The sequence below is a fragment of the Tistrella sp. genome (assembly GCF_002684955.1).
Classification (GTDB): Bacteria; Pseudomonadota; Alphaproteobacteria; order Tistrellales; family Tistrellaceae; genus Tistrella; species Tistrella mobilis.
In genome coordinates this window covers 41,273-54,886 of the sequence record NZ_NYWI01000047.1, presented here as the reverse complement: position 1 = coordinate 54,886, position 13,614 = coordinate 41,273, and the positions used below count along the sequence as shown (strand labels likewise).

11 protein-coding genes and 1 pseudogene are annotated in these 13,614 nt (G+C 66.0%); 2 read left to right on the top strand and 10 right to left on the bottom strand.

The features are described from left to right. Nucleotides 1–179: 179 nt before the first annotated feature. Nucleotides 180–581, top strand: a pseudogene (locus CMO28_RS16285) (Lrp/AsnC family transcriptional regulator); the annotation flags it as partial. 218 nt (nt 582–799) lie between these two features. Here the strand turns inward: CMO28_RS16285 and CMO28_RS16280 are convergent. From CMO28_RS16280 to CMO28_RS16235, 10 genes are all read right to left on the bottom strand, one after another. Next, nucleotides 800–1,816: a hypothetical protein gene (locus tag CMO28_RS16280; protein ID WP_296715245.1), complete on the bottom strand. Its 1,017-nt coding sequence runs from the start codon at nt 1,814–1,816 to the stop codon at nt 800–802. Between the two features lie 584 nt (nt 1,817–2,400). Continuing rightward, entirely contained in the window at nt 2,401–3,204 is an 804-nt protein-coding gene (pstB, locus tag CMO28_RS16275) for a phosphate ABC transporter ATP-binding protein PstB (RefSeq protein WP_296715244.1), read from the bottom strand. After that, nucleotides 3,201–4,064: a phosphate ABC transporter permease PstA gene (gene pstA, locus CMO28_RS16270; RefSeq protein ID WP_296715242.1), complete on the bottom strand. Its 864-nt coding sequence runs from the start codon at nt 4,062–4,064 to the stop codon at nt 3,201–3,203. The genes pstB and pstA overlap by 4 nt, the downstream gene beginning before the upstream one ends. A gap of 14 nt (nt 4,065–4,078) precedes the next feature. Continuing rightward, on the bottom strand, nt 4,079–5,089 hold the full coding sequence (gene pstC / locus CMO28_RS16265; protein WP_296715240.1) for a phosphate ABC transporter permease subunit PstC: 1,011 nt from the start codon (nt 5,087–5,089) through the stop codon (nt 4,079–4,081). 87 nt (nt 5,090–5,176) lie between these two features. Then, complete coding sequence (gene pstS / locus CMO28_RS16260) at nt 5,177–6,181, bottom strand: phosphate ABC transporter substrate-binding protein PstS (RefSeq protein ID WP_296715238.1); 1,005 nt, start codon at nt 6,179–6,181, stop codon at nt 5,177–5,179. Between the two features lie 394 nt (nt 6,182–6,575). Beyond that, nucleotides 6,576–7,466 (bottom strand): isocitrate lyase/phosphoenolpyruvate mutase family protein, encoded by an 891-nt coding sequence (locus tag CMO28_RS16255; RefSeq protein ID WP_296715235.1) that lies wholly within the window; start codon nt 7,464–7,466, stop codon nt 6,576–6,578. 37 nt (nt 7,467–7,503) lie between these two features. Then, nucleotides 7,504–8,706, bottom strand: a complete 1,203-nt coding sequence (locus CMO28_RS16250) for a pyridoxal phosphate-dependent aminotransferase (protein WP_296715233.1) — start codon at nt 8,704–8,706, stop codon at nt 7,504–7,506. 92 nt (nt 8,707–8,798) lie between these two features. Continuing rightward, on the bottom strand, nt 8,799–9,797 hold the full coding sequence (locus CMO28_RS16245; RefSeq protein ID WP_296715231.1) for an extracellular solute-binding protein: 999 nt from the start codon (nt 9,795–9,797) through the stop codon (nt 8,799–8,801). Nucleotides 9,798–9,854: 57 nt separating this feature from the next. Then, nucleotides 9,855–11,498, bottom strand: coding sequence for an ABC transporter permease (locus CMO28_RS16240; RefSeq protein WP_296715229.1), 1,644 nt, complete (start codon nt 11,496–11,498; stop codon nt 9,855–9,857). A gap of 3 nt (nt 11,499–11,501) precedes the next feature. Further along, nucleotides 11,502–12,578, bottom strand: coding sequence for an ABC transporter ATP-binding protein (locus CMO28_RS16235; protein ID WP_296715228.1), 1,077 nt, complete (start codon nt 12,576–12,578; stop codon nt 11,502–11,504). Between the two features lie 149 nt (nt 12,579–12,727). Here CMO28_RS16235 and CMO28_RS16230 point away from each other — a divergent pair, with 149 nt between their 5' ends. Continuing rightward, nucleotides 12,728–13,612 (top strand): LysR family transcriptional regulator, encoded by an 885-nt coding sequence (locus CMO28_RS16230; RefSeq protein ID WP_296715226.1) that lies wholly within the window; start codon nt 12,728–12,730, stop codon nt 13,610–13,612. Nucleotides 13,613–13,614 lie beyond the last annotated feature (2 nt).

The following is a 13,614-nucleotide window of genomic DNA, read 5'->3' as shown; positions in this document are numbered from 1 at the left end:
GGTGTCGCCGACGACACCCGCCTGTGCGTAACCTTGCAGATGGCGCGTCGGCACCCCAGCTACGCATCAACTTCAGCCTACGGGATTGTCCGGCGCCGTCCAGCCAAATCCAGCTTCGTCCGATTTGATCCCGCCGTCATTCCAAAATAATTCTGTCCATTCCAAATTAATTAGAGCAGACCCAGCAGGCGCTGGCCGAGAAGGTGGGCCTTTCCCCCTCCCCCTGCCTGCGCCGGATCCGGATGATGGAAGAGGCCGGCGTGATCACCGGCTATGCGGCGCTGGTCAACCAGAACGCGGTCGGCCTGCCGGTCTCGGTCTTCGTCTCGATCAAACTGGAACGCCAGCGCGCCCCCGAACTCGACGCCTTCGCCCGCGCCATCACCGCCTGGCCCGAGGTGATGGAATGCTACCTGATGACCGGCGCCCGCGACTTCCTGCTGCGCGTGGTCTGCGCCGACCTCTCGGCTTACGAGGCGTTTCTGAGGGACCGCCTGACCCAGCTGGACGGGGTGGGCTCGATCGAATCGAGCTTTGCGTTGGGGCAGGTGAAGTATTCGCGGGTTTTGCCGGTGGGGTGAGGGGTGGGTGTTGTGGCGCTGAGTGCGATCAGGGGTAAGGCCGGCGTTGGAAAGTCTGGTGCGGGATCGCGATCCCGCACCAAGCCAATGCCGGAACCGGGGCGAGCTACTACCTATGTCTCCGGTCTGAAGCGTTACCCTTCTTTCCGTTTGCTCAGTCCCCAGTGAGCTGCTGAAAATGGACGAACAATGAGCACCGGGTAATTATCATGCCACCCTCAAAAGGAGTAAGGTACGCCCTGCGTCCCCCGATAGAATATCGCATCCAGAGAAACATTGCCCGTGCTAAGGGAGCCGTTCAAATTTTCTCTAAAGGTTAAACGCCGATAAATATTACCATTTCTGGAGTTCCGATAGGATCTCAAATTTTTTAATAGCATGCAGTCGGAGGGATTTCGCAGAATCCATAAATATTTACTTTCATAGAAACAAAATATAAACAAACTCGGCGAATGTCCACAAAAATCTATTTGACTTTCATAAACATCAAAAATATAAGAACCAGTTTCATTTTTTCTTGCACCGAGAGCAACTATTTTGTGATCTCCGTTAATTTCGCGAAACTTTCGCCGACTGACCCTCTCATAATGACTATCGAAATTCTCTATGATTGATCTCAGGACACCGGTAATGAAATGATCGTCGATGCTTTGTTCTCCATGGGCGCACGACATGCCAACCAGCGGCCATTTGGCGACTGGAACATCTTTCCACATTTTTGACGAAACGAAAGATGGGTCGAGCCACCCATCCGGATACCCGGGAGGCCTCTCGGGTGGCGGCATATCATCCGGATGCCAGCCATAGAGTTCAAAAGAGCGGCACTTCAAACAGGCGATAACCTCTGGATCATGGTCCGTGAGGCTTGCAAGAGCCACCGGAAGAAGAACCAGGTTGGCAATACATGTATGGTAGCGAGGGTCGTAACAGGATTTCGGCCAGATATGGCAGGCGCCATAGCGCTTGGGCATCACACCGGATCCGAACACGGCCTTCTTGATGGCTTGATTGGCCTTCGAATTATCATCAAGAGTAATGCCGTTTACGACCTCCCCTCGTTTCTCGTCCTTTCTGGCACGGCGCGTATTCGGAAACCAGGCGCCGTTCGGATCAAGCTTCCGGCACTCCTGGAATACTCTCGGATGGGCCCAAAGGCCGCAGCTTGCCACCAGCGCCGGCAACTTCACACCCAAACGGGCTGTTCCCGATGCAAGCAAATCATCACCGTTGAGCATGCAGACCTCTTAGGATTAGCGGAAAACTACCCACCAATCGGAATATCGTTCAATTTCTGGTGGATTTCCGGGCGGTCGTCTGTTCGCACATAAGGAGACTACGCATACCGGGACGGCAGATCCATCCATTTTATCCGCTCGGGCGTATTATTCCTAAATAAAACTACTATAAATATATATAACGCTAACAGTGTTACCAGCACGTGTAGCGGCCTCTTTGCCTCCTTGCCCGCGATACATAGCCGGCCCCATCACGCTCGGGTTTACTGATAAGGCAATCTGCCATCACTATGTTTTCGGAGCGGAGTAAAATCGTGCACCCACAGCGCAGCAGTTTATGGTCTGATCAAAATAATCCTGCGAAGCATCCGTATATCGTCTCCGACCCCGATCATGTGAGGGGCCTTCGGGCACTTTGTTCTGTGGTTTGGGGATCCCGGCCTGGAAGGGCGTGCGTCCCTTCATACCACGCCCCTGGTACGGCTGGTTCAGGCCTGCAAGGAACCGATAACTCGACCGCATGAGGCTTTTAAGATCGGATAGGCGCCGCTCCAGTTTCGAGACCCCGGCAAGACATATCCCCCTCACCCAAACCTCCCCGTAATATAATCCTGCGTCCGCCGCTCCCGCGGGGTCGAGAACACCGTCTCGGTATCCCCGAATTCGACCAGTTCGCCCAGATACATGAAGCCGACCTTGTCGCTGACGCGGGCGGCCTGTTGCATGTTGTGGGTGACGATCACCACGCAGTAGCGCTTCCGCAGGTCCCAGAGCAGTTCGTTGATGAGCGCGGTGGAGATGGGGTCGAGGGCCGAGGCCGGTTCGTCGAGGAGGAGGACGTCGGGGCGGATGGCGATGGCGCGGGCGATGCACAGGCGCTGCTGCTGGCCGCCCGAGAGGCTGAGGCCCGAGGCGTGGAGCTTGTCTTTCACCTCGGTCCAGAGGGCGGCGTCGCGAAGGGCGGATTCGACGGCGTCGTCCATTTCGGCGCGGCTGAGGCGGGTATACATGCGCAAGGGGAAGGCGATGTTTTCGTAGATCGACATCGGAAACGGCGTCGGTTTCTGGAACACCATGCCCACCCGGGCGCGCAGCCCGGCGATGTCGCCGTGATGGGCGAGGCCGCGGCGGGTGAGGATGTTTTCGCCGTCGAGCAGGATTTCGCCGTCGATCCGATGGCCCGGGTAAAGGTCGCAGATCCGGTTCAGCGTGCGCAGCAGGGTGGATTTGCCGCAGCCCGACGGGCCGATCAGCGCGGTGATCAGCCGGTCGCCGAAGGTGATGTCGACATCCTTCAGCGCATGATTGTCGCCGTAATGGAAATTGAGCTTGCGGGTGACGATTTTCGGGACGAGCCCGGCGGCGTCGACGGGGGTGGATGCGGTCATTTGCGGCCTCGGGCAGAGATCAGGCGGGCGGTGATGGAGAGCAGCAGCACGCCGGCTGCAATGAGCAGCGCGCCCGCCCAGGCGAGATCCTGCCAGTCGCGATAAGGGCTCATCGCGAACTGGAAGATCACCACCGGCAGGCTGGGGGTGGGACCGGTGAGGTCCCAGGCGTAGAACTGGTTGTTGAGCGCGGTGAACAGCAGCGGCGCGGTCTCGCCCGCAATGCGGGCGATGGCGAGCAGAACGCCGGTCAGGATGCCGCCGGCCGCCGCGCGCCAGGTGACGCCGGCAATCATCCGCCAGCGCGGCATGCCGAGGGCGACCGCCGCCTCGCGCAGCTGATCGGGCACCAGCGCCAGCATGTCTTCGGTGGTGCGCACGATCACCGGCACCGCGATCAACGCCAGGGCCACCGCCCCCGCCCAGCCCGAGAAATGGCCGAGCGGCACCACCAGCAGCACATAGACCGTCAGCCCGACGATGATCGAGGGCGCGCTCAACAGCGTGTCGGCGAACAGGCGCACCAGGCCGGCGGCCCGGCTGTCGCGGCCGTATTCGGCAAGCCATGTGCCCGTCAGCACCCCCACCGGGGTCGCGACCGCAATCGCCGCCGCGGTCATCGACAGGCTGCCCAGAATGGCGTTGAGCAGCCCGCCCCTGCTGCCCGGCGGCGGGGTCGCGCGGGTGAAGACATCGAGCGAGAGGGCGCCCGCACCACGGATCACCAGCTCCCACAGGATCAACGCCAGCACCAGAAGGGCGGCCAGCGCCGCGGCAGTGCACAGCCCCGTCATCACCAGATTGACCAGCCGACGCCGACGCAGCCGTGCGGGCGAAACCGGGATGGCGCCCCCTCTCATCGACCCCTCCTCCCTCATCGGCCCGCCCTCCCCGTGCGGTTCAGCAGCGTGCGGGCGCCGAGCAGCACCACGAAGGTGACCACGAACAGGATCAGCCCCAGCGCCGTCAACGCCGATACATAGACATCGCCCGAGGCCTCGGTGAATTCATTGGCAAGCGTCGCCGAGATGGTGGTGCCGGGCTGAAGCAGAGAGGCATGGATGCGATGGGCATTGCCGATGACGAAGGTGACGGCCATGGTCTCGCCCAGCGCGCGGCCGAGGCCGAGCATCACGCCGCCGATCAGCCCGCGCCGGGCATGGGGGATCAGCACGCGGCGCGATACCTCCCAGGTGGTGGCGCCGACGCCATAGGCGGCCTCGCGCAGCACCGGCGGCACCTCTGCCAGCACCTGGCGGGCGACCGAGGTGATGAAGGGCAGCACCATCACCCCCAGGATCAGCCCGGCGGTGAGCACGCCGATGCCGAAAGGCGGCCCCTGGAACAGCGCGCCCAGAAGCGGCAGCGGCCCCAGCGTATCGATCAACGCCGGATAGACCGTGGAGGCCAGCACCGGCGCCAGCACGAAAAGCCCCCACATGCCGTAAATGATGCTGGGAATGGCGGCCAGCAATTCCACCGCCACCGCCAGCGGCGCGCGCAGCCGGTGGGGGCAGAGTTCATTCAGGAAGATGGCGATGCCGAGCGCCGCCGGCACCGCCAGGATCATGGCGATGGCCGCCGTGATCAGCGTGCCCGCCACCGGCGCCACCGCGCCATAGACATCGGTCACCGGGTTCCAGGCCTGGGTGACCAGAAACCCCGCCCCCATCCGATCGGCCACCGGCAGGGCGCCGATCACCAGCACCACCAGCATGGCGGCAAGTGCGGCCACCACCATCAGGGCCGCAACCCCGGTCAGCCGCCGGAACGGCCCGTCCCAGCGAAGCCCCGCCGGCAGGGCGCTGAGCCGCAGCGGTCGGGCCACCGGATGGGCAGAAACGATGTCCGGCTCCGGCGCAAGGCCGGCCTCTTCGACGCTCATGAAACCTCGCAGGGCCGCCGCCGGCCAGGGGATGCCCCCCGCCGCCGGCGGCCGGACGACAGACGCAATGCACAGACGACGCCAGGATCAGTAGACGGGTTTGCCGTCCTTGCCCTTGATGCTGTCGGCCCAGGTCTTTTCGACCATCTGCACCACCGCCTGCGGCATCGGCACATAGTCGAGCTTCTCCGCCGCTTCGCCGCCATGGGCATAGCTCCAGGCGAAGAATTTGAGCGCGGCGGCCGCGCGGGCCGGCTGGTCGGCCTGGCTGTGCATCAGGATGAAGCTGGCACCGGTGATCGGCCAGCTGTCCCGGCCCGGCTGATCGGTCAGAACCAGGTGATAGCCTTCGGCATGGGCCCAGTCGGCATTGGCGGCAGCACTCTGGAAGGTCTTGCTTTCCGGGGCGACCACGGCGCCGTCGTGGTTCTTCATCTTCAGCCAGGCCAGCTTGTTCTGAAGCGCATAGGCGTATTCGACATAGCCGATCGAACCCGGGGTCTGGCCGGTGAAGTTGGCCACGCCCTCATTGCCCTTGCCGCCCAGACCGGTCGGCCATTCGACCGCGGTGCTGGCGCCGATATCCTTTTTCCAGTCGGCGCTGACCGAGGAAAGATAGGTGGTGAACAGGAAAGTGGTGCCCGATCCGTCGGAGCGATGGACCACGGCGATCGCCTGATCGGGCAGTTTGACGCCCGGGTTCAGGGCCACCAGCGCCGGATCGTTCCACCTGGTGATCTTGCCCATATAGATCGCGGCGAGCGTCGGCCCGTCGATCTCCAGCGCACCGGCGGCGATGCCCGGGATGTTGACCACCGGCACCACGCCGCCCATGACCATCGGCCACTGAACAAGGCCGGCCGCCTTCAGATCGGCGGCTTCGAGCGGCATGTCCGAGGCGCCGAAATCGACGGTATGCGCCTTGATCTGCTTGATGCCGCCACCGGAGCCGATGGACTGGTAGTTCAGCGAAACGCCGGTTTCGGCCTTATAGGCCTCGGCCCATTTCGCATAGACCGGGTACGGGAAGGTCGCACCGGCACCGGTGATCTCGTCGGCGGCCTGGGCGGTGCCGATGCTCAGGCCGAGCATCAACAGTCCTCCGGCAACAGCCGGAAGGCGACGAAGGACGGACATATGCCAACATCTCCAGCGGGATATGGATCGGAAGCGCCGCGGCGAGGGCACTATAGGCCCGCGTCTTCCGCCTCTGCATCCCGATTCCAAGTCGACCGGCCATAATTCATCAAACTGACACATATCGACTTGGCGTCTACGATTGCCCATTTTGGGCAGTCTTCAGACATACTCATTTTTGTCTGGTTCTTATGGCCGCTGCTCTTGTAACGAGACGGCGGCCGTCATGAAAAAACGGCCGCTTCCGAAACGGAAATGGCCGTGGGGCGGCAGATCACCCGGATGGTTTCGCTTGGCCGCCATGCCGTTGGACTGGCCGAGGGTCCCGACATTTCAGCGGCGCGGCCGGTCAGCGCAGAAATGCCGCCTCGTCGCGCGCCACCTGATCCATGCCCTGCAGGCGGAAGATTTCGCCGACCGGGGCGATGCCGCCCTCGACGCCCAGCGTGTCGCCATCGGCCATGATCCGGGCGAAGCTCTGTTGCATCGCGGCGACCGCGGCCCGGATCGCATGGTTGCCATAGATCACCAGGCCGACCCGGCCACTTGCCGCGGCGCGCGCCATGGTCATCTGCGGATAGGCGGTGGGCACGATGACGATGGGGATGCCGCCATCCCAGGCGGCGATGAAGTCCTCGATTTCGTCGGGGGTGGTCGATTTCGAATGGACCAGCAGCAGATCCGCCCCGGCGGCGGCATAGGCCCGGCCGCGTTCCAGCGCCGCATCCGGCCCGGCGCCGGCAATCAACGCCTCGGTACGGGCGATGATCAGGAAATCCGGGTCGTTCCGGGCGTGGCGGGCGGCCTCGATCTTGCCCTGAAACTCGGCGATCCTGAGCAGGTCCTGGCGCCCGCCCTCGACCAGCGAGGTGACCTTGGGAAAGACCTTGTCCTCGATCACCACCGCGGCGGCCCCCGCCGCCTCGTAGCTGCGCACGGCGTGCAGGACGTTGAGGGCATTGCCGAAACCGGTGTCGATATCGGCCACCACCGGCAGGCGGGTGCGGGCCGCCATCGCCCGCACGACCTCCAGATGCTCGGCCATCGAAACCAGGCTGATATCGGGCAGGCCGAGCGCCGCCGAGATTTCGAAACCGCTGGCCCAGACGCCGTCGAAACCCGCCTCTTCCACCAGCCGCGCCGAAAGCGGGTTATGGGCGGCCATGATGCGGGCGGGTGTCGCGTGGGCGCGACGCGTGCCGGAGACGCGGTCGCGGAAGGCTCGTCGGGTCGATGTCATCGATCTTCTTCCTTGAGAGGGAAAGGATTGCAGCGGGTCAGGACAGCCGCGCGATCGTCGCCGCCATGGCCCGCGCAGCGCGGAGAAGGGTCTCGTCGGCGGCGGCATAGCTGATGCGCAGATGGCCGGGTGCCAGAAAACCGCTGCCGGGCACCAGCGCCACGCCTGCCTCGTCCAGCAGATACAGCGCCAGATCGCCGTCGGTGGCGATCACCTGGCCCACCGGCGTCGTCCGGCCGATCAGGGCGGTGCAGTCGACGAACAGATAAAAGGCGCCCTGCGGCAGGTGGAAGGACAGGCCCGGGATCGCGGCGATCTCGCGGCAGAGCAGGTCACGGCGGCGGCGGAAGGCGCTGCGGAACCCCTCGACCACCGCCGGATCGCCGTTCAGCGCGGCGATGGCGGCATATTGCGCGATCGAACAGGTGTGCGACGTCGACTGGCCCTGGATGGTGTTCATCGCGCGGATCAGCTCAACCGGGCCGGCACCATAGCCGACCCGCCAGCCGGTCATGGCATGGGATTTCGACACGCCGTTGACGGTGAGCGTGCGGTCCGCCAGATCCGGGGCGACGGCGGCCATGGTCGCAAAGGCGGTCTCGCCATAAACCAGATGCTCGTAGATGTCGTCGGAGAGCACCATGACCTGCGGGGCCTCGCGCAGCACCCCCGCCAGGGCCGCCAGATCCTCAACCCCCGCCACCGCCCCGGTCGGGTTGGCGGGCGAATTGAGCATCAGCCAGCGGGTACGCGGGGTCAACGCCGCGCGCAGCGCCTCGGGCCGCAGCCGGTAGCCGTCGGCGGCGGCGGTCGCGACCGGCACCGGCACGCCGCCGGCCAGCTTGATCATTTCGGGGTAAGACACCCAGCAGGGCGTGGCGAAGACCACCTCGTCGCCCGGATCGAGCGTCGCCATCAGCGCGTTGAACAGCACCTGCTTGGCGCCGCAACCGACGGTCACCTGATCGGGGGTGAAATCAAGGCCGTTCTCGCGGGCGAATTTGGCGGCGATCGCCTCGCGCAGCGGCAGGATGCCGGCGACCGCGGTATAGGTGGTCCGGCCCTCGGCGATCGCACGCACCGCCGCCTCGCACACCGCCGCGGGGGTGGGAAAATCGGGCTCGCCCTGGCTGAGCGCCACGACGTCGCGGCCACGGGCGCGCAGATCCGCGGCCATCTGGGTCATCGCCTTGGTGGCGGACGGCGCCACCTGTCTCATGCGGGCGGAAAGCGTGATCATTGTGTCGGAAACATCCCGGCGTGGAGCAGAGGGGGAATGGATGGGAGTGGCCGCCGCGGCGGAGAACGCCGCGGCGGGGCAGCGGTGTCGGGTCAGCGGGCGGCCGCCGTGACCTCCTGCCAGATCGCCAGCACCCGGTCGCGGTGGCGGGCGGCCGCATCCTGGTCGACCGCGATCACCTTCAGATCCGCCAGCCGCGGCAGGCCGGCGATGGCGGTGACATCGACCCGGTCATTGGCCGGCCGGCGCCAGGTGGCGGCGAAGATCGCCGCCTGGGCGGCATCGGAGGCCATGATGTCGAGCAGACGCTGCGCCGCCTGCGGATGCGGCGCGCCCTTCACCACCGCCATGCCTTCCGGCGACAGGAAGGTGCCCTCGGCCGGATAGACCAGGCGGATCTCGCTCTGGCCGCCGGCGACATAGGCCTCGGCGGAATATTCCATGGTGATGCCGGCGGCGAACTCGCCGGCCGCCACGCTTTTGTAGACATTGGACGAGCTGCCGGTGACCACGACATTGCGGGCGAGCTTCTCCAGCCCCTCGCGGCCGAAGAGCTGATACAGGCCGTAGATCTGGGCATAGGCCGAGGAGGAATTGGCCGGGTCGCCGATCACCACCTGGCCCTTCCAGGCCGGATCGAACAGATCCGCCCAGCCCGCGGGCATCGGCCGGCCGTCGAGGCGGCGGTCATTGACCATCAGCACCATCACGTGGACATTGGCGCCGGTCCAGAGCCCGTCGGGGCCGACCATGTCGGCGGGCAGTTCCACCTTGGTGTGATAGGGCGCCAGCACCGCGCCATAGGCGGCGAGTGTCGGGAAGCCGGCGCTCCAGAACAGATCGGCCTTGGGCGCGGCGGCCTCGGCTTCGATGCGCTTCAGCAGGGCGCCGGTGGCGCCGCGCACCACCTCCACCTCCAGATCGGGGGCGGCATCCCCCACCACCTTCAGCAGCGCATCGACCGCCGCGGAATTGTTGGAGGCATAGAGCACCGCGGTCTCGGCCGCGGCCGGAAGGCTGGCGAAAGCCAGGCTGCCGATCAGGCCGGTGCCGGCCAGGATGAGGGTCTTGAGCAGGGAGGCGCGTGACATGTCGGATTTCCGTCGATGGGGTGGCGGATGGGGCAGGCCGCAGGACGCCAGGGACCATCAGTCCGTGGCGAAGACACGGATCCCGAAGATGCGGGTCGCGAGCCAGAGCGGCAGGAAGATGGAGAGGAGCAGGATCAGGCTGTAGGCCGAGGCCGGGCCCATATAGCCGCTGTCGATCTGCTGATAGATCTGGATCGGCATGGTGGTGAGCCCGGGCGAGTAGAGCACGATGGTCGCGCTCAACTCCGACAGGGTGGTGACCCAGATGAAGACCGCCCCGCCGGCCATGGCCGGCCGGAGCAGCGGCAGCACGACCTTCAGGAAGCTCCGCCCCGGCGGCACGCCCAGGCTGATGGAGGCTTCCTCGATCGAATCGCGGATCTGGTAGACCGCCGCGGCGGTGGTGTTGACGGCATAGGGCATGCGCCGGATGAAATAGGCGATCGCCATGATCACCCAGCCGCCGGTGAGCGCGAACCAGCCGCCATTCCAGGTGTTGATCAGCGCGATGCCCAGCACCGTGCCCGAGACGGCGAGCGGCAGCAGGCCCAGATAGTCGAGCAGATGGGTGAGGCCAGAGCGCTTCTTGATCGACAGCCAGGCGAGCACGGTGCCGAACAGCACGCCCGCGATCGAGGCCAGGGTCGCAAGGCCGAAGGAGTTGCGCATCGCCTCGGCCCCGAACGAGGCCAGGCTGGCGAAATTGCCGAGCGAGAACCGCCCCCAATGCAGCACCGGGCCGATGCTGTGGGTGAAGGCGCCGATCGCCACCACCGCCACCGGCAGCAGCGACAGCAGCACCATGGCGGCAAGCCCGCCGCCGACCAGCCGGGCAAGCGGCGCCGGCAGGTCGATCCGCACGGGCGCGCGCCCCGCTTCCATCTGATAACCGCACCCCCGGGCCAGGCCCTTCTGCAGGATCAGGGCCAGCGCCACCAGGGCCACCAGCACCACCGACATGGTGGCCTGCATGGTGCCGCCGCCGCCGAATTCGCTGACGAAGGCATTATAGGCGGCCACCGACAGCACCGGCACCCGCGGGGCCACGATCACCGGCACGCCGAAATTGTCGACCGCGAGCGTGAAGACGATCAGCGCCGCGGTGGCGACGGGCGGCAGCAGCAGCCGCGCGGTCACCGTGCGCCAGACCCGGCCGGGGCCCGACCCCAGCACCGTCGCCGCCTCTTCCAGAGACCGGTCGATGCCGCGAAAGGCCGCCAGCACCAGCAGATAGACATAGCCGTAATGCTGCAGGACCATCACGAAGACCAGCCCGGTCCAGCCATAGAAACCCGGCAAAGTGATGCCGAAGCGGTCGTGGAGCAGATTGGTCACCAGCCCGTTATTGCCGAAGACCATCAGCCAGGACTGGGTGACGATGATGTCGGGCAGCACGAAGGTGGCGAGCGGCGCCAGGGCCAGCAGCCCGCGGCAGGGCAGGCGCAGCCGGGCGACGGCGAAGGCGAGCGGCAGGCCCAGCAGCAGGGCACCCAGCGCGGTCGCAATCCCGAGCGTCACGGTGTTGACCAGCGCATCGACCAGGGCCGGGGTGGCGAAGAAGCGGCGGTAGCCGTCCAGGCTCCAGCCCTCGGGCCCCTGCAGGCTGAGGGCGAACAGCCGGAACAGCGGCACGGCGACGAAAGCCGCCAGCACCGCCAGGCAGGCGAATTTGGCGACGGTCCAGACCGGAAACCCGCGCATCGCCTAAACCTCCCGCACCAGGCAGCAGCCGGGGGACAGCTCCACCGTCACCGCACTGCCCGGCTCGGGCGCCGTGGCGCCGAACCCGTTGGGCTGGATCAGCCGCAGCGCGGCACCGCCCTGAAGCCGAAGCTCCACCCGCGTGGCCTCGCCCATGAAGGTCAGGCGGGTGACGGTGGCGCCCAGCCGGTTGTCGCCGCCCTGATCGGCGGCGCCGGGGGCAAGAATGCGGGCCTCTTCCTCGCGGATGCACAGCCGCACGGCATCGCCCGGGCGGCAGCCATTGGCATGGGCGGCAATACGCGCACCGCCCAGCCGGCACTGCGCAACCTCGCCCCGGATCCCGTCCAGATCGACCGCCAGCAGATTGGCGGCGCCCAGGAAATCGGCGGCATAGGTGGATCGGGGCCGATGATAGATCTCCCGCGGGCTGGCGATCTGTTCCACCCCGCCCGCGCGCAGCAGCGCCACCCGATCCGACATGGTCAGCGCCATGCGCTGATCATGGGTCACGAAAACCGTGGTGACGCCATAATCGCGCTGGATGTCGCGCACGAAGCTCTGCATGCCGGCGGCAAGCCGGGCATCCAGCGCCGAGAGCGGCTCGTCGAGCAGCAGGACCAGCGGCTCGATCACCAGCGCCCGCGCCAGCGCCACCCGCTGGCGCTGGCCGCCGCTCAACGCCGCCGGCTGGCGATCGGCGAAACCGGCCAGCTCCACCCGCTCCAGACAGGCGCCGACCCGGCGGCGGATCTCGGTTTCGGGCACATGGCGGGCGCGCAGCCCGTAGGCGACGTTTTCGAACACGCTGCGGTCGGGGAACAGGGCATAGTCCTGAAAGACCATGCCGCAATCGCGCCGATGGGCCGGCAGCCGGGTGACGTCGCGCCCGGCAAAAGCCACCCGGCCGCGGGCCGGTGCCAGAAAGCCGGCGATCAGGCGCAGAAAGGTGGTCTTGCCGCAGCCGCTGGGCCCCAGGATGGTAAAGAAGCACCCATCCGGAATTGTCATGCTTTGGCCATCGATGACCGGCCGGCCGCCATAGGTGACGACGACGTCGTCGATATCGATTCTGGCCATGTCTCAGCTTTCGTCTGCAGGTGTGCCCTGCCCTCCCCAATAGCGGCGACGGATGAAGATCTCGTGACATTCATCAGGAAATGAGATTGGTCTATGATCCGGCGCATGGATGCGCCAGCATGCGGGCGAAGCAGGGGGGAGAAGAACGCATGGGGACAGATCACGACGACATCCCGCTGAACGCCCTGCGCGCCTTTTGCGAGGTGGCGCGGGATGTTCACGTCTCGCGGGCCGCCGCCCGGATCGGCGTGTCGCAAAGCGCCGTCAGCCGGCATCTGGCCCTGCTGGAAGCCCATATGGGCGCGCCCCTGCTGGAACGGCAGGGCCGCAACGTGGTGCTGACCGAACTGGGCCGCCAGCTGGCCGAAGCGGTGACAGCACCACTGGAAGAGATCGCCTTTTCGGTGCGGCTGATGCGGCGCCGGCGCAGCGGCCGGCGCAATCTGGTGGTGCGCACCTCTCTGCCCACCTTCGCCTTCACCACGCTGATCCCGCGGATCGCCGAATTCAGCCGCGAACACGGCGATGTGCCGATCGACGTGCTGACCTCGGTCACCTCTCAGGAACTGCATGGCGATTTCGACGTGCTGATCACCCGCGATCTGGTCCTGCCCGGCCCGGTGCAGGAATGGACCATCGCCGAGGAAAAGGTGGTCTGCGTCGCGGCCCCCCAGATCGCCCGGCGGATCACCCTGGCGACCCTGGCGGCGGTGCCGCTGTTCATCGTCAATTCCCGCCCCGACATCCTGCCGGCCTGGCTGGCGGCCCGGGGGCTGGGCGAGGGCGATATCCGCATGGGATCGCGCTACGATCATCACTACATGGCCCTGCCGGCCGCCATGGCCGGCCAGGGGCTGGTGCTGGCGCCCGAGACGGTGGTGGCGGATTATCTGCAGAAGGGCCTGCTGGCGGCAGTGCCCGAGACCCGCTTTTCGACCGGCATGGTCTACAAGGCCTATGCGTCGGATCGCGGCATGGACCCGCAGCTGAGCGCCGCCTTCTGCCGCTGGGTCGTCCGGCTCTGCCGCGGCTGACG

Excerpts from the sequence above, each read along its gene's own strand:
- CMO28_RS16235 (WP_296715228.1), bottom strand. The coding sequence starts at position 12,578 with ATGGCCAGAATCGATATCGACGACGTCGTCGTCACCTATGGCGGCCGG.
- CMO28_RS16280 (WP_296715245.1), bottom strand. The coding sequence starts at position 1,816 with ATGCTCAACGGTGATGATTTGCTTGCATCGGGAACAGCCCGTTTGGGT.
- CMO28_RS16245 (WP_296715231.1), bottom strand. The coding sequence starts at position 9,797 with ATGTCACGCGCCTCCCTGCTCAAGACCCTCATCCTGGCCGGCACCGGC.
- CMO28_RS16230 (WP_296715226.1), top strand. The coding sequence starts at position 12,728 with ATGGGGACAGATCACGACGACATCCCGCTGAACGCCCTGCGCGCCTTT.
- pstS (WP_296715238.1), bottom strand. The coding sequence starts at position 6,181 with ATGCTCGGCCTGAGCATCGGCACCGCCCAGGCCGCCGACGAGATCACC.
- pstB (WP_296715244.1), bottom strand. The coding sequence starts at position 3,204 with ATGACCGCATCCACCCCCGTCGACGCCGCCGGGCTCGTCCCGAAAATC.
- CMO28_RS16250 (WP_296715233.1), bottom strand. The coding sequence starts at position 8,706 with ATGATCACGCTTTCCGCCCGCATGAGACAGGTGGCGCCGTCCGCCACC.
- pstC (WP_296715240.1), bottom strand. The coding sequence starts at position 5,089 with ATGAGCGTCGAAGAGGCCGGCCTTGCGCCGGAGCCGGACATCGTTTCT.
- CMO28_RS16255 (WP_296715235.1), bottom strand. The coding sequence starts at position 7,466 with ATGACATCGACCCGACGAGCCTTCCGCGACCGCGTCTCCGGCACGCGT.
- pstA (WP_296715242.1), bottom strand. The coding sequence starts at position 4,064 with ATGAGAGGGGGCGCCATCCCGGTTTCGCCCGCACGGCTGCGTCGGCGT.
- CMO28_RS16240 (WP_296715229.1), bottom strand. The coding sequence starts at position 11,498 with ATGCGCGGGTTTCCGGTCTGGACCGTCGCCAAATTCGCCTGCCTGGCG.